The sequence below is a fragment of the Bradyrhizobium sp. cir1 genome (assembly GCF_014198245.1).
Taxonomy (GTDB): Bacteria; Pseudomonadota; Alphaproteobacteria; order Rhizobiales; family Xanthobacteraceae; genus Bradyrhizobium.
This window is the reverse complement of sequence record NZ_JACIHE010000024.1, coordinates 38497-60766: the sequence shown is the minus strand read 5'-3', so window position 1 is coordinate 60766 and position 22270 is coordinate 38497. Positions and strand designations below refer to the sequence as shown.

The 22270-nt window shown below is 65.3% G+C and carries 22 protein-coding genes; 4 read left to right on the top strand and 18 right to left on the bottom strand.

The features are described from left to right. Positions 1–2 precede the first annotated feature (2 nt). Positions 3–755, bottom strand: a complete 753-nt coding sequence (gene rimP, locus GGD63_RS32965; protein WP_183248344.1) for a ribosome maturation factor RimP — start codon at positions 753–755, stop codon at positions 3–5. A gap of 362 nt (positions 756–1117) precedes the next feature. On the opposite strand from rimP, the gene GGD63_RS32960 reads away from it, so the two are divergent. Further along, the gene (locus GGD63_RS32960; RefSeq protein ID WP_183248342.1) at positions 1118–2200 is read left to right on the top strand and encodes a DUF2336 domain-containing protein; all 1083 of its coding nucleotides are present in this window, start codon (positions 1118–1120) and stop codon (positions 2198–2200) included. Positions 2201–2289: 89 nt separating this feature from the next. Here GGD63_RS32960 and trmB read toward each other — a convergent pair whose 3' ends face one another. From trmB to murJ, 16 genes are all read right to left on the bottom strand, one after another. Beyond that, positions 2290–3000, bottom strand: a complete 711-nt coding sequence (gene trmB / locus GGD63_RS32955) for a tRNA (guanosine(46)-N7)-methyltransferase TrmB (protein WP_183248340.1) — start codon at positions 2998–3000, stop codon at positions 2290–2292. Next, the gene (locus GGD63_RS32950) at positions 2997–4154 is read right to left on the bottom strand and encodes a M20 family metallopeptidase (protein WP_183248338.1); all 1158 of its coding nucleotides are present in this window, start codon (positions 4152–4154) and stop codon (positions 2997–2999) included. Before GGD63_RS32950 ends, trmB begins: the two co-directional genes overlap by 4 nt. An 87-nt stretch (positions 4155–4241) precedes the next feature. Further along, complete coding sequence (locus GGD63_RS32945) at positions 4242–4655, bottom strand: helix-turn-helix domain-containing protein (RefSeq protein ID WP_183248336.1); 414 nt, start codon at positions 4653–4655, stop codon at positions 4242–4244. Positions 4656–4875: 220 nt separating this feature from the next. After that, positions 4876–6489 (bottom strand): apolipoprotein N-acyltransferase, encoded by a 1614-nt coding sequence (lnt, locus tag GGD63_RS32940; RefSeq protein WP_183248334.1) that lies wholly within the window; start codon positions 6487–6489, stop codon positions 4876–4878. Next, positions 6486–7601, bottom strand: coding sequence for a hemolysin family protein (locus GGD63_RS32935; protein ID WP_246785759.1), 1116 nt, complete (start codon positions 7599–7601; stop codon positions 6486–6488). The genes lnt and GGD63_RS32935 overlap by 4 nt, the downstream gene beginning before the upstream one ends. A 1-nt stretch (position 7602) precedes the next feature. After that, a complete protein-coding gene (gene ybeY, locus GGD63_RS32930; protein ID WP_409334109.1) occupies positions 7603–8091 on the bottom strand; it encodes an rRNA maturation RNase YbeY in 489 nt (162 codons plus the stop codon). 82 nt (positions 8092–8173) lie between these two features. Continuing rightward, positions 8174–9169, bottom strand: a complete 996-nt coding sequence (locus tag GGD63_RS32925; protein ID WP_183248328.1) for a PhoH family protein — start codon at positions 9167–9169, stop codon at positions 8174–8176. A 64-nt stretch (positions 9170–9233) separates the two neighbouring features. Beyond that, positions 9234–10619, bottom strand: coding sequence for a tRNA (N6-isopentenyl adenosine(37)-C2)-methylthiotransferase MiaB (gene miaB, locus GGD63_RS32920; RefSeq protein ID WP_183248327.1), 1386 nt, complete (start codon positions 10617–10619; stop codon positions 9234–9236). A gap of 191 nt (positions 10620–10810) precedes the next feature. Then, complete coding sequence (locus tag GGD63_RS32915) at positions 10811–11491, bottom strand: HAD family hydrolase (protein WP_183248325.1); 681 nt, start codon at positions 11489–11491, stop codon at positions 10811–10813. Positions 11492–11495: 4 nt separating this feature from the next. Continuing rightward, positions 11496–11951, bottom strand: a complete 456-nt coding sequence (locus GGD63_RS32910) for a Fur family transcriptional regulator (RefSeq protein ID WP_060909534.1) — start codon at positions 11949–11951, stop codon at positions 11496–11498. A 38-nt stretch (positions 11952–11989) separates the two neighbouring features. Continuing rightward, entirely contained in the window at positions 11990–12475 is a 486-nt protein-coding gene (rimI, locus tag GGD63_RS32905) for a ribosomal protein S18-alanine N-acetyltransferase (RefSeq protein WP_183248323.1), read from the bottom strand. Next, positions 12472–13164, bottom strand: coding sequence for a tRNA (adenosine(37)-N6)-threonylcarbamoyltransferase complex dimerization subunit type 1 TsaB (tsaB, locus tag GGD63_RS32900; protein WP_183248321.1), 693 nt, complete (start codon positions 13162–13164; stop codon positions 12472–12474). The genes rimI and tsaB overlap by 4 nt, the downstream gene beginning before the upstream one ends. A 203-nt stretch (positions 13165–13367) precedes the next feature. Next, complete coding sequence (locus GGD63_RS32895; protein WP_183248318.1) at positions 13368–13937, bottom strand: NifU family protein; 570 nt, start codon at positions 13935–13937, stop codon at positions 13368–13370. A gap of 171 nt (positions 13938–14108) precedes the next feature. Further along, complete coding sequence (locus tag GGD63_RS32890) at positions 14109–14603, bottom strand: universal stress protein (RefSeq protein ID WP_183248316.1); 495 nt, start codon at positions 14601–14603, stop codon at positions 14109–14111. 109 nt (positions 14604–14712) lie between these two features. Further along, positions 14713–15765, bottom strand: a complete 1053-nt coding sequence (gene trpS / locus GGD63_RS32885; RefSeq protein WP_183248315.1) for a tryptophan--tRNA ligase — start codon at positions 15763–15765, stop codon at positions 14713–14715. A gap of 111 nt (positions 15766–15876) precedes the next feature. Beyond that, a complete protein-coding gene (gene murJ / locus GGD63_RS32880; protein WP_183248313.1) occupies positions 15877–17412 on the bottom strand; it encodes a murein biosynthesis integral membrane protein MurJ in 1536 nt (511 codons plus the stop codon). Positions 17413–17537: 125 nt separating this feature from the next. Here murJ and GGD63_RS32875 point away from each other — a divergent pair, with 125 nt between their 5' ends. After that, a complete protein-coding gene (locus tag GGD63_RS32875; protein WP_183248311.1) occupies positions 17538–18539 on the top strand; it encodes an adenosine kinase in 1002 nt (333 codons plus the stop codon). A 154-nt stretch (positions 18540–18693) separates the two neighbouring features. On the opposite strand, the gene GGD63_RS32870 is transcribed toward GGD63_RS32875, so the two are convergent. Then, a complete protein-coding gene (locus GGD63_RS32870) occupies positions 18694–19887 on the bottom strand; it encodes a serine hydrolase (RefSeq protein ID WP_183248309.1) in 1194 nt (397 codons plus the stop codon). Positions 19888–20230: 343 nt separating this feature from the next. On the opposite strand from GGD63_RS32870, the gene GGD63_RS32865 reads away from it, so the two are divergent. Continuing rightward, entirely contained in the window at positions 20231–20551 is a 321-nt protein-coding gene (locus GGD63_RS32865; RefSeq protein WP_183248307.1) for a hypothetical protein, read from the top strand. A 169-nt stretch (positions 20552–20720) separates the two neighbouring features. Further along, positions 20721–22208, top strand: a complete 1488-nt coding sequence (locus tag GGD63_RS32860) for an NAD-dependent succinate-semialdehyde dehydrogenase (protein ID WP_183248304.1) — start codon at positions 20721–20723, stop codon at positions 22206–22208. Positions 22209–22270 lie beyond the last annotated feature (62 nt).

The following is a 22270-nucleotide window of genomic DNA, read 5'->3' as shown; positions in this document are numbered from 1 at the left end:
GGCTAGTCTCCTTCAGGCTCGATCTCGCCGCGCCGCGCACGTTCGGCGGCAAGGCGATGTTTCTTCGTATTGGTCGGGGCCGGCTTCTTTTTCGGCTTGGTGTTTTTGGTGGTTTTTTCGCTAATTTTCGCGTGCGGCGCCTGCGGCGGCTCAAGACCCAGATTGCGGCGCATCTCGCGCGCCTCGGCCTTGCCGCGGCGCATGGATTCGGCAATCAGCTCGTCGGTCAGCACCAGCCGGGCCTCGCCGATATCCTCCATCGTCAGGAGAACGTCGGCATCGTCGCCCGCTTTGACGTCGTCGCGATGCAGATGGACGCGGTCGCCATCGACGGCACCGAGCGTGCCGCGGAACCGCTTGCGCCCCTCATGCGCGACCGCCATCTCGACCTTCACCAGATGCCCGGAATAACGCTCGAAGTCGGAGCGCCGCACCAGGGGGCGGTCGATTCCCGGCGAGGAGATCTCGAGGCGATAGGCGCGGTCGATGGGGTCGGCGACATCGAGCACGGGCGAGAGCGCCCGTGAGATCGCCTCGCAATCCTCGAGCTGCATCGAGCCGTCCGGCCGCTCGGCCATGATCTGCACGGTGCAGCCAGCTTCCCCGGAAATGCGGATCCGCACCAGGCGGTAGCCCATGCCCTCAAGCACCGGGGCTGCGACCGCAGACACCCGCGCCGCCACGCCCGGCTCGACCACGAGCCGCGGCTCGGCCAGCAATTCGGCATCCGTGGAACCAGTGTTCGGTTCGGTCATATCCAGGGTCAAGGCGCTCGATGGTTAAGGCTTGGTTACGATGTCAAAGCCCGCTTGGGGAACTCTCCCGACAGCGCGTCGGGCCGGATCTTCCACCAACCCGCGTTCAGGTAATAAAAAAGAGCGGGTCCTTTCGGGCCCACTCTCACTACGCGGATCGTATGAGAAGATGAATTGGCGCTCATATAGCCCTTTCCGCCCTCCCGGACAAGGCCCATCGCAGGCCAGGCGAGGCTTTTTGCGCCCGATTCGCGGTCTCCCGCGCAACGCTTCTTTCATTTCCGGGGCCTAAATTCTCTGATTGTGGGGCGGCTTGGACCAAGGGCGCACCCGCGGCGTGCCCTGTACGAGTTTGCGTTTTCATGACCGCTGCCACGTCGCTCATTCCCGGACTGGATGCTATCGTCAAACGCGGCGACCCCCGCCGTCGCGGCGAGATTGCGCGTGCCATCGCCGGGCTGTTCTTCCAGGATCCCACGAGGCTCGGTCCCGAGCTGATCGATCTCTTCGACGATCTCCTGATCGATCTCGTTCCACATGCCGAGCTCGCCTCGCGCATCGATCTCGCCGAGCGCTTCTCGCGCCTGAACAACGCGCCGCCGCATCTGGTGAACCAGTTCGCGCGCGAAAACGAGATCATGGTGGCAGGTCCCGTGCTGCGCCGCTCGCCCGTGCTCGATGACGCCGCTCTCGTCGAGATCGCGCGGCTGAAGGGCCAGGGCCATCTGCTGGCGATGACGGAGCGCCCCGTCTTGCCGGCCGTCGTCACCGACGTGCTGGTCGAGCGCGGCGATCGCGATGTCGTGCGTCGCGCCGCGGGCAATGCCGGCGCGATGTTCTCGCCGGGCAGCTATTCCGAGCTGATCAAGCGCGCCGCGCAGGACGGCGTGCTGACGCTCAAGATCGGCCAGCGCAGCGATCTCTCCGGCGAGCACCTGAAGGAGCTTCTCAACGGCACGCTCGACGTCATCCGCCGCCGCCTCTCCAGCGTGGTCAATCCCGTGCGCCAGGTCGAGATCAAGCGTGCGATGGCGGCGATCGAGGAGGCTGCGCTGCCGCCGGGACCGCGACGCGATTTCTCCGCGGCCCAGCGCACGGTGCTTACCTTGCATCGCGAAGGCCATCTCGGCGAGAGCGCGCTGCTCGGCTTCGCCAAGGCGCACAAATACGAGGAATCGATCGCATCGCTTTCGGCGATGGCCGGCATCCGCATTTCGATTCTCGACCGCCTGATCGGGGGCGACCGCTACGATCCGATTCTGATCCTCGGCCGCGTGCTCAATCTCGGCTGGCCCACGGTGCGCGCGCTGATCCTGCTCTGGTACGGCCCCAATCGTACGCCTGCTGATGCCGACATCGAGGCCGCGCGCATGAACTTTACGCGTCTGATGCCGACGACGGCCGAGCGCGTCGTGAATTTCTGGCGCAACCGGCAGACGATTTGAATGCTTTCGGTCGTTCCGGGGCGCGCGAAGCGTGAACCCGGAACCTCGAGATTCCGGGTTCGATGCTGCGCATCGCCCCGGAATGACAACTACACCCGCCTGAACCGCAAATAAGCCGTCTTGCGGCCTTCGCGCGCCGCTTTCCGGCCGTAGCGCGTCATGGTGTAGCCGGCCCATGGTTGCCGGAAATCGTCGGCGCGCTCGGCAAGCCAGACGAAGTCCGGCGAGCGCGCAAGATGCGACAACGTCCAGGCGCAGTAATCGTCGATATCGCAGACGAAGCGGAATTCGCCGCCCGGCTTCAGCACGCGCGCCATTGCGGCGATCGTCCTGTCCTGGACGAAGCGCCGCTTCCAGTGCCGCCGCTTCGGCCAGGGATCCGGATGGATCAGGTCGATCCGCGACAGCGAGGCCTTCGGTAGCCAGGCCAGCAGCTCGGCGGCGTCGCCCGCGAACAGGCGGATGTTGGCGATGTTGGCGACTTCGATCTGCGCGAGGATTTTTGCCATGCCGTTGACATAGGGCTCGCAGCCGATAAAGCCGGTCGTGGCGAAAGCCTGCGCCTCGGCCGCGAGATGCTCGCCGCCGCCGAAGCCGATCTCGAGCCGCACATCATCGGCTGCGGGATCGAAGATCTCGCTTGCATCCGCCGGCGCTGCGCCCGCGATGTCGAGCGCAAGATGCGGCAGCAGATGATCGATCAGCTCGGCCTGGTGCTGCCTGAGCTTGTGGCCCTTGCGGCGCCCGAAGAAGGCGCGCTCGCTGTCGTCGCGCTCGGGGTCTGACTTGCGCTCGCTCATCGCAGCGTCTGATACAGTCGATAGAGCAGCCGCGCGCGCGGTTTGAGCGAGGAGACATAAAGCTGCTCATAATGGGTGTGCGCGCCCTTGCCGTCGACGCCAAGCCCGTCGAGCGTGCCGGTGTGGGGAGCGGTGAAATTGCCGTCCGAGCCGCCGCCGGTATAGGTGTCGATCAGCTCGAAGCCGATCTCGTTGGCGAGCGCTTTGGCGTGCTCGTAGAGCGAGGCGCCCGCATTGCCCTTCTCGTAGGGAGGACGATTGAGTTCGCCCGTGACCGTGACCGTGACGCCGTCCGTCTTCGATTTCAGTCCAAGAATCTTGCCGACGAATTCGTCCGCGTCGGTGAAGCTCGGAACGCGCAGGTCGATTTCGGCATAGGCCTCTTCCGGTGTCACGTTGGGGCGCGTGCCGCCGCGCACCACGCCGACATTGACGGTGACGCCGCGCTTCAGGTCGTTCATTCCCTCCAGCGCGTGGATGATGTTGGCGAGCTCGCGGATGGCGCTGCGGCCGTCTTCGGGCCGCGAGCCGGCATGCGCCGGCACGCCCTTGATGAACACCTCGAAGCGTCCGACGCCCTTGCGTCCGGTGACGATCTTGCCGCCGTCGCGCGCCGGTTCCGTCACCAGCACGTATTTGGCCTTGCGTCCTTCCTGCTCGATCAGTGCACGCGAGGTGGGGCTGCCGATTTCCTCGTCGGAGGTGAACATGTGGGTGACGCCGAGCGGCGAACGCTTGCCGTCGGCGCAGAGTGCGGCAAATGCGTGATGGGCGATGTAGGCGCCGCCCTTCATGTCGTAGATGCCGGGGCCGAACGCGCTGTCGCCCTCGACCTTGAACGGCAGGCGCTCGATGAAGCCCAGCGGATGAACGGTATCGAGATGACTCAACACCAGGATGCCCGGCTGCTCCTGCCCCCAGGTCGAGCGGGCCAGAAGATGATCGCCGCAGCCGTCGACGCCGGCGACGCGCTCGAGCGTGACGGGCAGATCGCGGTATTGATCCGCGACCAGCGACACCAGCCGGTTGACCTGTTCAGGGGCTTCCGTCGGCGTCTCGATCTCCACCCAGCGCCGGATGCCGTCGAGAATAGTTTGGGTATCGAACCAGTTGGAGTTCGTCATGGGCGCATCTATGCCTTTGAATCGCATCATCCGGGAGGGCGCGCGTCAATACGCGGCCGCAAATGACGACATAGGCCAGATTTGGCGCAGCCTCAAATCGGATTGAGCTGGTGCGCGTCAGCGCTTGTCGGGGCCTTCGCGGGCCGCGATCTGCTCGACGAGATCGACGATCGAGCGGCGCATCTTCGAATCGGTGATTCGGGTGAACGCCTTGGTCAAGGCGAGACCCTCGGAGGTCGCGAGGAAGTCGGAAACATAAGAAGGCGAGGCGCCTTCGCTGAAGCCGTTCGGACCCGGCACGCCGCTCGGGCCGCCCTCGAACAGGAACGACACCGGGACCTGAAGAATCTCGGCAATTTGCTGGATACGGCTCGCGCCGACCCGGTTCGTGCCCTTCTCGTATTTCTGGATCTGCTGGAACGTCAGGCCCAAAGCTTCACCGAGCTTTTCCTGGCTCATGCCCAACATGATGCGACGCATACGCACGCGGCTGCCGACATATTTGTCAACAGGGTTGGGCGCTTTCGACATTTCCTCAGCCTCCAAACACCACCCTCAGCGCAATCAACCGGAATGCCTCAGGTGCCAGCAGCGTAAAATCAAACCCTGTTATTGGGAAACATTGCGGAGAAATTTAGCAACGCCCACTGTCTTTCGCAGCGGGTGCAGAATGAGGAACCCGCCTGCAATCTGTCAACCGTGGGACTACGGTTGTCAAAGGATTCCGGCCGCCTCGATGGCGACGGCGTGATCAGGGGTGCCGTTTGGCAACACGCCGGCGGACCGCGAGTATCACGGCCACCGCAATGAGCATGGCAGCGGGTACGTCACCCACGCGCGCATAGACAGTCGGCGGGAGGGCTGCGGGCAGGTTTGCGTCCAAAATGCCTTCGATGCCGAGACCGAGGCTTGCGACGGTTCGTCCGACCGGATCGATCACCGCGGAGATGCCGGTATTGGCGGAGCGGACCAGCGGCAATCCGAGCTCGATCGCGCGCATTCGCGCCTGCTCCAGATGCTGATAGGGACCGGTCGAGATGCCGAACCAGCCGTCATTGGTGAGGTTCACGATCCAGCCCGGACGTTCGTTGCGTCCTGCCACCTCACCGGGAAAGATGGCTTCGTAGCAGATCAGAGGCAGCGCCGATGGTGCGGTGGGGACCGGCAGCGCATGCCGCACGCTGCCGGTGATGAAGCCGCCGCGCACACGCGTCAGCTGCTCGAAACCGAGCTTCTCCATCAACTCCTGGTAGGGAAGAAACTCGCCGAACGGCACGAGGTGCAACTTGTCGTAGACCGCGAGCACGCTGCCGTCGTGATCGATCACGTAGATCGAATTGTAGGCGCGCGTGATCGGCGTTCCCCGCGGCAGGTCGGGCGCGCGCACCGACCCCGTGATCAGCACCGTGCCCTTCGGCAAGAGCTCGGCGATTTGCGCCATCGCGTCGGCTTCGCGAGTCAGAAAGAACGGGAAGGCGGATTCCGGCCAGATCAGGATGGTGGCATCGCGCACGCCGGTCGATTGCGGCCCGGAGGCGCGGTCCGACAGCGCGAGGTATTTCTTCATCACCTCCGCCTTGGCGGCGTAGTTGAACTTGGCGTCCTGCTGCAGGTTCGGTTGCATCAGGCGCAGCTTGGCGCCTGATACCATCGTGGTCGGAAGCAGCGACAGGCGGATCGCGCCGAAGATGCTCATGACAATCAGAAGCGCGATTGCCGCGGCCGGTGCGCGCCACGTTATGCTGCGATCAGGCGTGCGGTCGATCAGCGTCGCGGGGCTGGCAAAGATCGCAACCGTCAGGAAGGTCATGCCCCACAGGCCGATCAGCGAGGCGGTCTGCGCCAGCGGCAGCGGCTCGGACAGCGCATAGCCGAACGCGTTCCAGGGAAAGCCGGTCAGCGCGTGACCGCGCAGCCATTCGGCGATGGTGAGGCTTGCCGCGAGCGCAAGCACGCGCGTGGCGTTCTTGGTCCAGAGCAGGCGCGCCAGCGCAAAGCCGATCGCCGTGAAGATCGAGAGATAGGCCGGCAGGCCCAGCACCGCGAGCGGCGTCAGCCAGGCGAAGATGTCGGCGTCGACGAAGAAGGCGTAGCCGATCCAGTAGAGGCCGGGGACGAAATAGCCGAGGCCGAACCAGTAGCCGGTCAGCGCCGCGGCGGGGATGCCACCATATCGTCCGGCGCCGGTGCCGTCGATCAGCCAGACCAGCACCGGAAAGGTGATGAACAGCACCGGGAAGAGGTTGAACGGCGCCTGCGCCAGCACCGACAACGCGCCGGCTGCCATGGCGATGACGGCGCGCTTCCATCCCCAGGCGAGGATGATGGCAAGCGCGATCTGCCGAAGCCGCTGCAACGCACTCACTGCGGGCCGGTCCCGTCGCTCGGCGGCGTGGGCGGCGTGTCACTGGCCGGCGGCGGACTCTCGGGCGCGGCCTCGCGGCGCCGGCTCTCGCGCTGGGTGCGCGGCGCCGGACGTTCCTTCCGCGTCGAGATGCGCAGCCGCTTGACGCGGCGCGGATCGGCATCGAGCACTTCGACCTCGTAATTGCCGGGACCCGAGATCACCTCGCCGCGCACCGGAAGGCGTCCGACGAAGCTGACGAGATAGCCGCCCAGTGTCTCGACCTCCTCACCGGCCTCGCCGGTGACGAAATCCGCGCCGATCACGGTGCGGACGTCGTCGAGGCTGGCGCGGGCGTCGGCGATGAAGGCGTTGTCCGGCAGGCGCACGATCGAGGGCGGCTCGTCGCTGTCGTGCTCGTCGTCGATCTCGCCGACGATCTGCTCGACGATGTCCTCGATCGAGACCAGCCCGTCGCTGCCGCCATATTCGTCGACGACCAGCGCCAGGTGAATGCGCGTGGCTTGCATCTGCGCGAGCAGGTCGATCGCCCGCATCGAGGGCGGCACGTAGAGCAGCTTGCGGATGATGCGCGCGTCCTCGAGAGGCATCGCAAGATCGACTGCGCGCAGATCGAGGCCGGCCGGCAGCGGCTTCTTGCGCTTGGTCTTGGTAGCTTCCGACACCCGCGCCCGCGCGGTCATGAAGGCGAGCAAATCGCGGATGTGGACGATGCCGACGGGATCGTCGAGCGTCTCGTTGTAGACGACGAGGCGGGAATGGCCGGCGCTCTCGAAGCGGTCCATCAACTCGCCGAGCGGGATGTCGCGCTTCACCGCGATGATGTCGGCGCGATGCACCATGACGTCGGCGATGCGGCGCTCGTGCAGGCCGAGGATGTTGCGCAGCATGGTGCGCTCGACGGCGGAGAAGCCGGTGTCGTCGGGCGTCGTGGCGTCGAGCACGACCTGGAGATCGTCGCGCACCGATCCCGCCTTCCAGCCGAACAGCGAGCGGATGGCGCGCAGCAGCCAGCTTTCGGCGGTCGGGCGCATGACCTCGCCGGGCGTCACCACCGCCGGCAGATTGGGCGTGTTGCGCGGATTGTCGTGGATTGGATCGGAATCCGGCATCTCAGTGCGTCCCCGGGCGGTCGGCATAGGGATCGGGGATGCCGAGATGGGCGAGGATCTCGATTTCGAGCGCTTCCATCTCCTCGGCGTCGTCGTCGTTCTCGTGGTCGTAGCCGATCAGGTGCAGGAAGCCGTGCACGGCGAGGTGGCTCAAATGGTGATCGAACGGCTTGTGCTCCTCGTCCGCCTCGCGCCGCATCGTCTCGTAGGCGATCGCGATGTCGCCGAGCATGCGCGGCGCATCGCCTTCCTTCCATTCGCCTTCCGGCTGCAGCGCGGGAAACGACAGCACGTTGGTCGGCTTGTCGATGCCGCGCCAGTTGCTGTTGAGGGTGCGGATGCCGGCATCATCGGTCAGCATCACGGCCACTTCCGCGTCGGCAACATCTTCGTCGACGCTCCCGGCGGCGGCGGCGACCGCGCGCTGGATCACGGCTTCGGAATCGGGCTCGCGCTGCCAGCAATCGGCGACGACGAGGACCTCGGTCATGGGAAGGTTCGGATGTGACATTGTCTTTGTTCGGAACGAAGAGCGCCGTGTCCGCGCCCCTCTTGGTCCGGCTGTTGTCCCGTCAGGATTTATCGGCGGCCGGCCGCTGCGGCGAACCTTCATAGGCGGCGACGATCCGCGCCACGAGCTCATGGCGGATCACGTCCTCGGCTTTGAAATGAACTTGGGCAATGCCTTCGACGCCGCTTAGGAGGCGCGTTGCCTCGGCAAGACCCGAGGTCTGGCCGTTCGGCAGGTCGATCTGCGAGGGGTCGCCCGTCACGATCATGCGGCTGTTCTCGCCCAGACGCGTCAGGAACATCTTCATCTGCATCGACGTGGTGTTCTGCGCCTCGTCCAGGATGATGGCGGCGTTGGTGAGCGTGCGGCCGCGCATGAAGGCGAGCGGCGCGATCTCGATCTCGCCGGTCTGCAGCGCGCGCTCGACGATGCGCGCGTCCATGAGGTCGTAGAGCGCGTCGTAGATCGGGCGGAGATAAGGATCGACCTTCTCGCGGAGATCGCCGGGCAGGAAGCCGAGGCGCTCGCCGGCTTCAACCGCCGGGCGCGACAGGATGATCTTGTCGACCTCCTTGCGCTCGAACAGCTGCGCGGCATGCGCGACCGCGAGCCAGGTCTTGCCGGTGCCGGCGGGACCGATGCCGAACACCAGCTCGTGGCGCTTCAGCGCGCGGATGTAGGAATCCTGCGCGGCAGTGCGCGCGCGCACCGGGCGCTTGCGTAAGTTGATACTGTCGAAGGTCGATTTCGCCGACTTGGCATCGAACTCGAACAGCGAGCCCTGCGCGATCACGGCGCGGATCGAGCCTTCGACCTCACCCTGGTCGAGGTCCTGCCCCTTCAAGGCTTGCGCGTAGAGCATCTCCAGCACACGGCGCGCGGCGTCGCAGCCGTCGCGCGTGCCGCCGATGGTGATGTGGTTGCCCTTGGAATCGACGATGACACCGAGCCGCCGTTCGATCTGCGCGAGGTGCTGGCCGTAAGGGCCGACCAGGGCGGAAGCGGCGCGGTTGTCGTCGAAATCGATGACGACCTGGGTCTCGGGCGGAACTTGCATGTCGCGGTCAAATTTGCGGCTGGGAGCGATAGAAGACGAATCCGATGCACTTTTTGGCAAGGGTTCAGGCTCCAGTGGCTTGCGATAAAGCGGGCTCGCGCGCGGTGGCGAGCTCGCCGAGAAAGCTGTAGCGCTCGAGGCTGTCGATCCGCACCGGCAGGATTTGTCCGATGATGTCGGGCGAGGCCATCACATGGGCGGGCTGGAGAAAAGCGGTGCGGCCGACGATCTGGCCGTCCTTGCGCGCCGGACGCTCGAACAGCACATCGACCGTTGAGCCAATCGCAGCCCTGTTGAAGGCCGATTGCTGGCTGTCGATCAGTTCCTGGAGCCGCTCCAATCGCTGGTCCATCTCGGCGGGGGACACCGTCTCCTGCATGTCCGCGGCCGGCGTTCCCGGCCGGGCGGAGTATTTGAACGAATAGGCTGCAGCGTAACCGATTTGCGTGACAAGCGCGAGGGTCGCAAGAAAATCTTGCTCGCTTTCGCCGGGGAAGCCGACGATAAAATCTGATGAAAAAGCAATGTCTTGGCGTGCTGACCGGAAACGGTCGATGACGCGCCGATAATCATCGGCGGTATGTTTCCGGTTCATGGCGGCGAGAACCCGGTCCGAGCCCGACTGCACCGGCAGGTGCACGAACGGCATCAGGGCACCGAGATCGCGATGGGCCGCAATCAAACTGTCATCGACGTCGCGGGGGTGGCTGGTCGAATAGCGTAGCCGCGCGATCCCTGGGATCGCCGCCAGATGCTCGAGCAACCGGCCGAGCGGCCAGGTTTTTCCGTCTGGCCCTTCGCCGTGATAGGCGTTGACGTTCTGCCCGATCAGGGTGAGCTCGCGCACGCCGTTGTCGGCAAGCCGCTTCACGTCGTCGACGATTTTTGCCACCGGCCGCGAGACTTCCGAGCCTCGCGTGTACGGCACGACGCAGAAGGTGCAGAACTTGTCGCAGCCTTCCTGCACGGTGACGAAGGCGGAAATGCCGCGCGCGCGGATCGCGGCGGGTTTTGGCTGGGCCAGGAAGCCGAACTTGTCCTCGGCCGGAAATTCGGTCTCGATCGCACGACCTTCGTTGCCGGCGCGCTTCAGGAGCTCCGGCAGATGATGATAGCTCTGCGGTCCGACCACGACGTCGACGACAGGCGCCCGGCGCACGATCTCCTCGCCCTCGGCCTGGGCCACGCAGCCCGCGACCGCGATCTGCATCGCGCGGCCGCCGCGCGCGGCCTCGTCCTTGGCGACGCGCAGCCGCCCGAGCTCGGAATAGACCTTCTCGGAGGCCTTCTCGCGGATGTGGCAAGTGTTGAGGATGACGAGGTCGGCCTCCTCGGCGCTCGCCGTCTCCACGAATCCTTCCGGAGCCAGCGTGTCCACCATGCGCTGGGCATCGTAGACGTTCATCTGGCAGCCATATGATTTGATGTGCAGCTTGCGCGGCGGCGTCATGGAACCCGAAATGGCGATGGAGGACGGCCTTCACATAGAGGCTGGAGGGCCGAAAATCCAGCGAATGGAGCCATTTCCGGCCGTCATTCCGGGGCGCGCGCCAGCGCGAACCCGGAATCTCGAGCTAATTCCTCTAGATTCCGGGTTCACGCGCGCTGCGCGTGCCCCGGAATGACTGCGAGGGGATGGAATCAGCCCGCCAGGGCCTTCGCCTCGACCCGCCGGACCAGCTCCGGGAGCTGATGCATGTCGGCAAAGGTCAGGTCGGCGCCGGCCTGGCGCAGGGTCTCGGCATGGTCGCCCCCGCAATGGCTGCCACCGTAAAAGCCGAACACTTTCATACCGGCCGCGCGTGCGCCGGCGATGCCGGCCAGGCTGTCCTCGATGACGACGCAGCGCTCGGGCGGCACGCCCATTTCCCTGGCGGCGAACAGGAACAGGTCTGGCGCGGGCTTGCCGTTCGTCACTTGCGAGGACGAGAAGATGTTCGGCGCCAGGCGTTCATAGAGCCCCGTGCTTCCAAGGCTCACCTGCATGCGCCGATGCGAACCGCTCGAAGCGACGCAGACGCGTTGCGTCACGACGTCGAGCACGTCGTGGATGCCGCGGATCGCTTCGAGATCGGCTTCGAACGAGCGGAACAGCTCGTCCTGGAGATCACCGTGATAGGCCTCGGGCAGCTTGCGGCCGAGTTCGGTTTCGATCTCGAGATTGGCCTGTTTTGTCGAGCGGCCAAGGAAGCGCGCGAACACCTGCGCCGATGTGATCGGATAGCCGTGCCGCGTCAGCACGTCAGCATGCGCGCGACAGGAGATCACCTCGCTGTCCACGAGAACGCCGTCGCAGTCGAAGATGATGAGATCGATGGGCACTAAATCAATTCGTCGGCTTGTCGTCGTCGAGCGGGACGCAATAGAGCTCGAGCCGGTGATCGACCAGCTTGTAGCCGAGCTTGCGGGCGATCTCCGCCTGCAGCTTCTCGATCTCTTCGGAGGTGAATTCGATCACCTTGCCGTCGCGCAGATTGATGAGGTGATCATGGTGGCTGTCGCGCATCGTCTCGTAGCGCGCGCGGCCCTCGCGAAAATCATGGCGTTCGATGATGCCCGCATCCTCGAACAGCTTGACGGTGCGATACACGGTCGAGATCGAGATCTTGTCGTCGACGGCAACGCAGCGCCGGTACAATTCCTCGACATCGGGATGATCGACCGCCTCCGCGAGCACGCGGGCGATGACACGGCGCTGCTCGGTCATGCGCATGCCGGTGGCGGCACAGCGCGCTTCGATGCCGGACGCCTTGGATGCGGAAGAGGGTTTCAGTGCGGTCATGATTTGTCTGCCTGGCGGGGCGCTTTCTGCCATCGATGTTACGACAAGTCACGTCGCATCAGAAGGGCGTTCAATTGTTCCCCGTTCGGCTGCTTATAGTAGCGTTCGCGGCGTCCGACCACCATGAATCCGGCCCGGTCGTAGAGCCGCCGCGCCGGCTGGTTATTTTCCTCAACTTCGAGAAATATCGTGCGCACGCCGCGCCCCGCGAGATGGCCGAGATGGGTCATCAGCAGCGTGCGGGACAGGCCGCGGCCGCGATGGGCCTGGTCGACCGCGACCGAGAGGATCTCCGCCTCGTCCGCGCCGATCCGCGAGACGGCAAAGCCGATGATCTTGCGGCCGAGGCGCAGCCGATGCACGAGCGTGTTGCGCTCGCTGATCATGCTCTCGAACTCGCTTTCGCCCCAGCCGTGCGCGAAGGAGGCGCCGTGAAGCTGCGCCAGCCGTGCGGCGTCGCGCACGGAAACCGGCTCGACGGCGGCCGTGCCGCCGCGCCACCATTCCGACAGCCATCTCATCATGAGCTTGCGGCTTGTGCGAGCGGCGGAGTTGCGGCCGGCTTTGCGTCGGGTGCTTTCAGATAGAACGGCCGCGCCGGATTGGTCTCGGGATCGGCGGCCGCGCCGAGCCATGCGACCCAGCCGATGTCGGGCGCGGGCTGCGCGTCGACCGCGACCGGCTGCGGCATGTCCTTCGGCCAGCGATCGGCGAGGATGTTCGCGGCATTGCCGACCAGATGCGGCGCGCCGAATTGCGAGACCGCGATCGCCTCGTCGATGGGCGCGATGCCCGGCCGCACCAGGAGGCTGCCGTCGCCGGCGACGATCTGGAAATAGACGTGATCGTGCCGCGCATCGATTGCGGAGATCACCGGCGCCGGTTTGCTCTGGCCGACGATGGTGGCGGCATAGGCCGACAGCGTCGTCAACCCGACCGCCGGCCGTTTCGCCGCAAGCGCAAGGCCGCGCGCCGCCGAGATGCCGACGCGCAGGCCGGTGAAACTGCCGGGGCCGACGGTGACGGCGATGCGATCGAGCGATGTGAAGCCGAGATTGGCTGACTGCATCACGCGTGCGATCATCGGCATCAACGCCTCGGCGTGGCCGCGCTTCATGAGCAGCGATTCCCGTGCGAGGAGCTCGCCGGCGTCGGTGTCGAGCACGGCCGCCGCGCACGCCTCGAGCGCAGTATCGATGGCAAGGATCAGCATGGAATAGCGAATGGCGAGTGACGAATGGAGAACAGTCTAGCGAACCGAGCGCCTATCCGCCATTCATCACGCACGATTTGCAGGCCCCCCGATATGCCACCCTACGACAACCGTCATTCCGGAGAGGTCCGTAGGACCGAACCCGGAATCTCGAGATTCCGGGTCTGGTGCTAACGCACCATCCCGGAACGACGACTTCGTCGTCACATCGGCCGGACTTCGACCACGTCGGGCACGAAGTGCCTGAGCAGGTTCTGGATACCGTGCTGGAGCGTTGCGGTCGATGACGGGCAGCCGGAGCAGGCGCCCTTCATGTTGAGATAGACGATGCCGTCCTTGAAGCCGCGGAAGGTGATGTCGCCGCCGTCATTGGCGACGGCCGGCCGCACGCGGGTCTCGATCAGGTCCTTGATCATGTCGACGGTCTCGGCATCGGCCTCGTCGAAGAACTCGTCCCCGTCGTCGAGATCGACATCGCTTTGTGCTTCGCCGCCGGCGAGCAGCGGGGCGCCGGACATGTAGTGCTCCATGATGGCGCCGAGAATCGCGGGCTTGAGCTGCTGCCATTCACCGCTCGCCTTGGTCACGGTGATGAAATCAGATCCGTAGAACACGCCGGTGACGCCGGGCACCTCGAACAGCTTTTCGGCCAGCGGCGAACGCGCAGCCGATTCGCGGCTCGCAAATTCCATCGGGCCGCCGTCGACTACGACGCGGCCGGGAATGAACTTCAGCGTGGCGGGATTGGGGGTGGCTTCGGTTTGAATGAACATGGTTCTCTCCAGACGTCGCCGGTTCAAGGCCGGCGCGTGCTCTATCACCTAGCAGATGGCGACGGGGAACGCACGGTCAAGGGGCCTGAAGGGCGTTTCGCTGTTATTTCAGCGGGTTAGGTGGTTCCTTCCCCCTCCCCCCCCCGCAAGCGGGGCGAGGTGAAGTACGAGCTACGACAGCGAATCCACGCTTTGGTCGCTCAGCGCGCCCGAGATGATCGTCACAGGCACCGGGAAGGTGCCCAGCTCATGCGCGAGCAGCGAGACCAGAGGTCCCGGACCCTCCGCGCCGGGATTGGCGGCGAGCACCAGCATGGCGATATCAGGGTCCTCGTCGATGACAGCCAGCAGCTGTTCCATCGCTGCGCCTTCGCGAATCACCCGTTCCGGCGTGATCGCGGCGATGCCGTTGGCTCGACCGGCGGCGCGGTCGAGCGCGGCCTCCGCCGCCTCCTGCGCCTCGGCGCGCATGATGTCGGCGACGCCGAGCCATTCCTGCGTCTGCTCCTCGGGCTCGATGATGCGCAGCATCACGACGCCGCCGCCGGCACGGATCGCCCAGCGGCTGGCGTAATAGACCGCGCGATCCCATTCGGCGCTGTCGTCGACGACGACGAGGCATTTGGGCTTGTGACCCGGCTCGAAGCAAAGTCGCTTGCTGGTCATGCATGTCCCGGCATGTGCACGGCCGGCATGCTGCCACACTCCCGCAATGTTTGGGAGAGGCGAAGCGGCCGGCGCCGTGGCGCCAGCCGGTCGGTCTTACGGTCGCGCCTTAGCGCCGGCGGATGAAGCCGACGATGTCCTTCGAGAGCTTCATGGTCTCGTCGGCGATGGCGCGGGCCCGATCGGAACCGTCGTTCAGGATCGCGTCGATATGGCCGGGGTCGGCGACGAGGCGCTTCATCTCGCCGGCGATCGGCGCGAGCTTGATGACGCACAGCTCCGCCAGCGCGTTCTTGAAGCCGGAGAACTGGCCGCCGCCGAAATCGCGCAGCACGTCGGCCTTGGAGCGGCCGGAAAGCGCGGCGAAGATGCCGACGAGATTGTCGGCCTCGGGGCGAGCCTCCAGGCCTTTCTCTTCCGTCGGCAGCGGCTCCGGATCGGTCTTCGCCTTGCGGATCTTCTGCGCGATGGTGTCGGCATCGTCGGTCAGGTTGATGCGCGAATTGTCCGAGGCCTCGGACTTAGACATCTTCTTGGTGCCGTCGCGCAGGCTCATCACGCGCGTCGCCGGGCCCGTGATCAAGGGTTCCGGCAGCGGGAAGAACAGGCCGTCATTGGTGCCCTGCGCGCGGATGGAGTCGCCGAAGTCGTTGTTGAACTTCTGCGCGATGTCGCGCGAGAGCTCGAGATGCTGCTTCTGGTCCTCGCCCACGGGAACGTGGGTGGCGCGGTAGAGCAGGATGTCGGCGGCCATCAGCACGGGATAGTCGAACAGCCCGACGGAGGCGTTCTCGCGGTCCTTGCCGGCCTTCTCCTTGAACTGGGTCATGCGGCCGAGCCAGCCCATGCGGGCGACGCAGTTGAAGATCCAGGCGAGCTCGGCGTGGCCGGAGACCTGGCTCTGGTTGAACACGATGTGTTTCTTCGGATCGATGCCGCTCGCGATGAACGCCGCCGTCACCTCGCGGGTGTTGCGCGCGAGCTCGGCCGGTCCGCCCCAGACGTCCACGCCTTGCGTGATCGCGTGCATGTCGACGACGCAATAGATGCAGTTGTGGGTTTCCTGCATCTTCACGAAATTGACGATGGCGCCGAGGTAATTGCCGAGGTGCAGATTGCCCGTCGGCTGGACGCCCGAAAAGACCCGTTCAACGAATGGCATGGTCAGCCTTCCCATAGGTATTTGGCCGTCGTTTCCAACAGCGGCGCTGCTCCGTCAAGGGTAATTCCACCTCTCCCGATGGGAGAGGTGGAGATCGGCAGGGCGGACCCTCTAATGTGCAGGCCGCTTCAAGGCGGCAGCCGCCTCGCGCCAGGAGGCGGCGCCGAGGATTTGAAGGAGCAGGCCGTAGACCGCGATCCCGGCCGCGATCTGCACGCCCAGCACGATGAAGCGGATCAGGCCATGCGCCTCCGCCGGCATCAGATCCGCGGTCAGCCAGAGCAGGGCTCCCATCGCGACCGCGGCGAGCACGATCCGCGGCAGCCGTTTTCGCGCGGCATCGTCCGCCGAGAAGCCAAATTCGCTGGTGCCTTTCCGAAGCAGCGAGATCGCGCTGCTCCAGGCCCCGGCTGCGATGCTCGCCGCGATCCCGCTTGCACCGAAGACATGCCCAAGCAGAACGGCGAGTGCGACCGCAACCACAAAGCCTTTGGCCGTGGCCATGAGCGGCGTCATCGTGTCGCTGCGGGCATAGAACGCCGGCGACAGCGCCTTGATCAGCACGTGGGCCGGCAGGCCCAGCGCCAGCCACATCAATGCATGCGCGGTTGCCATGCTGTCGTCCGCGCCGAAGGCGCCATGCTCGAATAATAGCCGCACGATCGGCTCGGCCAGCACGATCAGGCCGAGCGTTGCCGGCAGCGCCAGCCCGGCTGCAAGCTCCAGCGCGCGCGATTCCGCATGCGCCACCGCCTCGCGATCGCCGCTGGTGACGGCCCGCGTCAGCTCCGGCACCAGCACCGTGCCCATGGCGACGCCGACAATGCCGAGCGGCAGCTCGATCAGGCGGTTGGCGAAATATAGCCAGGACACGGCGGAGGGCGTGGCGGAGGCGATGATCGCGCCCGCGACCATCAGCCATTGCGGCCCCGAGCTCGCGATCATGCCGGGAACGGCCTTGGCGAAGAAGCCGCGCATTTCCTTGTCAAAACTCACGCGCAACGGCGCCGCCAGGCGTCCGCTCCGCTGTGACAGCAGCATCAACAATTGCAGCAGGCCGGCGATGCCGACGGCGGCCGCCAGCAGCCACGCCGCGAGGGTCGCGTCGGCATGTCCGACGAGCAGCGCCGCGATCGCTGCGATCAGAGCGATGTTGAACAGCAGCGGCGAGAACGCGGTCAGCGCAAAGCGCCTCTGCGCGTTGAGCAGTCCCATCAGCACCGTGACGGGCCCGGCAAAGGCGAGATAAGGCAGCATCAGCCGCGCGCTCTGGACCGCAAGATCGAGCGTCGCGCTGCCGAGAAAGCCCGGCGCGATGATCGTGATGATCAGCGGCATCACCAGCGCAATCACGATCGAGATCGCGATCAGGGCCGCGCTCACCGTGCCGAGCACGCGACCCGCGAAGGCGGATGCAGCCGCTTCGCCGTCGCGGTCCCTGACGCGAAGCCAGGCCGGGATCAGCGCCGCATTCAGTGCCCCCTCGCTGAGCAGCCGTCGCACCACGTTGACGAGCTGGAACGCCGCCAGAAACGCATCCGCCACCGCGCCGGTGCCGAGCAATGCGGCAATCATGGAATCGCGCGCAAAGCCCAGCAGCCGCGAGGCCAGTGTTCCCGTCGAAACTGTCAGGAAAGAGCGGATCATCGGGTCGACATAATACCGTTGCTTGCCCGCGATGGGCCGGTCGTGATAGGCCGCGAGCCAGATTTCAGGCCGACAGGAAGCGGATTTCCGCAGGGATCGCAATCCGCCAAACAGGATCAAGGTGAATGGCTGACACGAAATATGACGTTCTCGGGATCGGCAACGCTCTGTTCGACGTGCTGGTCAGGACCGACGAAGCCTTTTTGGCCAAGCACGGCATGACCAAGGGCAGCATGTCCCTGATCGACGAGGCGCGGGCTGCGGCCATCTACAATGACATGGGGCCGGCAACGGAAGTCTCGGGGGGATCTGCCGCCAACACCATCGTCGGCATCGGCAGCTTGGGGGCACGTGCCGCCTATGTCGGCAAGGTCAAGGACGACCAGATCGGCAAGCTCTACGTCCACGACATCCGCGCCGCCGGCGTCGCCTTCAACACGCCCGCCGCGACGGACGGACCCGCCACCGGCTGCTCCTACATCCTCGTCACCGATGACGGCGAGCGCACCATGAACACCTATCTCGGCGCGGCGCAGGATTTGTCGCCCGCCGACATCGACCCGGCCGAGATCGCGAGCGCTGCAATCGTCTATCTCGAAGGCTATCTCTGGGACCCCAAGAACGCCAAGGAGGCCTTCGTCAAGGCCGCCAAGATCGCGCATGACGCCAGGCGCAAGGTGGCGCTGACGCTGTCGGATTCCTTCTGCGTCGATCGGTATCGCGACGAGTTTCTCTCGCTGATGCGCAATGGCACCGTCGACATCGTCTTCGCCAATGAGTCCGAGCTGCATTCGCTCTACATGACCTCGGACTTCGACACCGCGCTGAAGCAGCTGCGCAACGACGTCAATCTCGGCGTCGTCACCCGCAGCGAGAAGGGCTGCATGGTGGTGTCGTCGGAAGACGCCGTCGCAGCGCCCGCCTTCCCGGTCGACAAGGTCGTCGACACCACCGGCGCCGGCGACCTCTTCGCCGCCGGCTTCCTCTACGGTCTCGCGCGCAATCTTGCCTACAAGCAGTGCGGCGAGCTCGGCGCGCTCGCCGCCGCCGAAGTGATCCAGCACATCGGCGCCCGTCCGCTGGTGTCGCTGAAGGAGCTCGCCGGCCAGCGCGGGTTGACGGTTTAGCGCAAGCTTGCCCCTTACCCTCCGCTGTCATCGCCCGCGAAGGCGGGCGATCCAGTACTCCGAGACGTCAGTGATTTACCGAGGGGCTGCGGCGTACTGGATTCCCCGCTTTCGCGGGGAATGACAGTCGTTGTGTGGCGAAGCGCTCAGCCTCTCACGCCGCCTTCTGCCCGCTCCCCGCATCGAGCCCGGCATAGATTCCGCGCTCGAAGCCCGCGAATGCCTCCAGGCATTTCGCGTCGGCAAACGGCAACACCTGCATCAGGATCACGCCGGTGACGTCGCGCGAGGGGTCGATCCAGTAATAGGTGTTGGCGAGACCCGCCCAGGCGAGGCTGTTCGCGCTGCGGCCCTCAGGCGTCTTGGCGGTGTTGATGAGGAAGCTGAGGCCCCACTTCTTCACCTGGTCCGGATAGAGGTCGACGTCATTGGTGTACATCGGCGCCACCGAGGTCATCTTGGTGACGTTGAGATCGCCGATGTGGTTCTGCCCCATCGTCGCGACGGTCTCGGCCTTCAGCACCTGATTGCCGTTGCCGCGGCCCTTGTTCAAGATCATCTGGGTGAACTTGATGTAGTCGCCCGCGGTCGAATAGAGCCCGCCGCCGCCCATGTGGAATTCCGGCTCCTGTTCGAGCTCGAACGGGATTGCCGCGAGCTGGCCGTTCTCGCCGCGCGCATGCATACCGACCAGGCGCTTGCGCATGCTGTCAGTAATCTTGAACGCCGTGTCGCTCATGCCGAGCGGGGCGAACATATTGTCGCGCAGGTAGGCGTCGAGCCGCTTGCCGCTGACGGCCTCCACTGCCTTGCCGACGAAATCAATATTGGTACCATACTCCCAGCGCGTGCCGGGATCGGACGCGATCGGCGTCTTCAGCGCCGCGTTCTGGCAGGTCGTGATCGGCGGCGTCCCGGTCTTCTCCAGATAGGTCGCGTTATCGCCGTTCCACATATTGTAGCAGAAGCCGGCGGTGTGGGTCATGAGGTGACGCAGCGTGATCGCGCCCTTGGCCGGCCGCAGCATCGGCTCGCCCTTGGCATCAAAGCCCTCGAGCACCTGCGGCTTGGCGAGATCGGGCAGCACCTCGCCGATCGGTGCATCCAGCGACAGTTTGCCCTGTTCGACCAGTTGCATCGCGCCTGCCGATGTCACCGCCTTCGTCATCGAGGCGATCCAGAACACGCTGTCCAGCGTCATCGCATCGGGCTTGGAGAGGTCGCGCTTGCCGAACGCGCCCTGATACAGCACGTCGTTACCGCTCGCGGCGATCGCGACGACGCCGGGAATCTCCTTGGCATCGCTGGTCTTGCGCAGAATCTCGTCGATCTGGGCCTGGCTTTGCATGCGCGTTTCCTCCGGTTTGATTATTGTTGGAAGTGATCGATTGTCCTCCCGCGGCTCGCGCGCGGCAAGCGCCTCCGCCTTCGCGCGGGTCGCGATGTCGTGACTTGACGGCCCGCGCCCTACGCAGGACGACAAGACAGTTGAACTGCCAAACTTCGTCACAATCTGCGGTGGATGACCGCAACGAGCCGTGACCATGGATGGGCCTTGGCAATATGTTTCGTGTGTTTGGAAGCACTTGAAATATTTTGTGCGTTGCGATGTTCAGCACCCGGCCCAATCGACGGCCGACCTTAAGACTTGATGCAAATTTGGCGGCCGCACCGGCCGTGGGGGACCTCAGATGATTTCGACCTGGAGCGAATGGAAGCGCTATCCCCGTCCCGGACGGGGCGATAACCTCGAGGCGCCGATCTCGCCCGGCATTTATGAGGTCCGTGTCGCCGGCACTGGCGCACTCTATTCCTTCGGCGCGGTCGACAATCTGGCGCAATCGCTGGCGCTGCTGCCGGTCGGCTCGAAGAGCTGGTTCGGTCGCCGCGATACCTCCGACGTTCCCGATCTCGAATATCGGACCTGCGCGACCTCCTCGAAGTCCGATGCCAAGGCGGCCGCCGAGCGCATGATCGGCCGGCGCGAGACCTATATGAGCGGCGCGGCGTGACGGCTTCCTGGAGCGCGATGCCAAACCTCTCCCATAGCGCCGCCGGGGAGAGGTGAAGGACTCGCCGCCCCGAATTTAACTCTCATCAGATGTGCGTTGCGGGGCGGTGCATTGCGCGCCGCCCGTCCCTATATCCCGGGCCGATCCGATCGCCCTCAGGGAGAACGCCATGACCGCTGCCGCCCGCGCCACGCAAGCCACCGCCACCCTGCGCGACCGGTTGAAGGACCCCTCGCTGCTGAAGGAGGCCTGCTACATCGATGGTGCCTGGGTCGGCACGCCGGTCTTCGCGGTGAACAATCCCGCGACCGGCGTCGAGCTGGCAAAGGTCCCGCAGCTTGGCGCGGACGAGACCACCAAAGCGGTCGAAGCCGCCGAGCGTGCCTTCCCGGCCTGGGCCAAGCACACCGCCAAGCAGCGCTCCAACATTTTGCGCAGATGGTTCGAGCTGATCACCGCCAATCGCGAGGACCTTGCGCTGATCCTCACCTCCGAGCAGGGCAAGCCGCTGTCCGAGGCACTTGGCGAGGTCGATATCGGCGCTGCCTATATCGAGTTCTTCGCCGAAGAGGCTCGCCGCGTCTATGGCGAGACTATCCCGAGCCAGCGGCCCGATGCGCGGCTGCTCGCGATCAAGCAGCCGATCGGTGTCTGCGGTGCGATCACGCCGTGGAATTTCCCGAACTCGATGATCACCCGAAAAGTCTCGCCGGCGCTCGCTGCCGGCTGCACCGTGGTGCTCAAGCCCGCCAACGAGACGCCGCTGTCGGCGCTGGCGCTCGCCGTGCTCGCCGAGAAGGCCGGCATCCCCAAGGGCGTGCTCAACATCATCACCGGTGACGCGCCGCCGATCGGCAAGGTGCTGTGCGAGCATCCCGCGGTGCGCTTCGTCGGCTTCACCGGCTCGACTGCGGTCGGCAAGATCCTCTACCAGCAGGCCTCCGTCGGCGTGAAGCGGCTTGGCCTCGAGCTCGGCGGCAACGCGCCGTTCATCGTGTTCGACGACGCCGACATCGATGCGGCTGTCGAAGGCGCGATCGTCTCGAAATATCGCAACATGGGCCAGACCTGCGTCTGCGCCAACCGCCTCTACGCCCAGGACAAGATCTACGACGAGTTCGTGAAGAAGCTGTCGGCGAAGGTCGCAGCGATGAAGATCGGCGACGGCACCGAGAGCGGCGTCACGCAAGGGCCCCTGATCAACATGAAGGCCGTCGACAAGGTCGAGCGCCATATCGCCGACGCGGTGAAGCGTGGTGCCAAGGTTGTCACCGGCGGCAAGCGCAGCGAGCTCGGCCGCTCCTTCTTCGAGCCGACGGTGCTCGCTGACGTCAAGCCGGACTCGCTGGTGTCGCAGGAAGAAACCTTCGGCCCGCTCGCCCCGGTGATCCGCTTCAAGGACGAGGCCGACGTCATCGCGATGTGCAACGCCTCGCCGTTCGGGCTTGCCTCCTACTTCTACTCCCGCGATCTCGGCCGCGTCTGGCGCGTCGCCGAAGCGCTGGAGTCGGGCATGGTCGGCGTCAACACCGGCCTGATCACCACCGAAGTCGCGCCCTTCGGCGGCGTCAAGGAAAGCGGTCTGGGACGCGAAGGCTCGCGTCACGGCATGGAAGAATATGTCGAGATCAAATACGTGATGATGGCGGGGGTGTGAGGCACACCGGCCCCCTCCACGTTATTGCGAGCGAAGCGAAGCAATCCAGAATCTTTCCACTG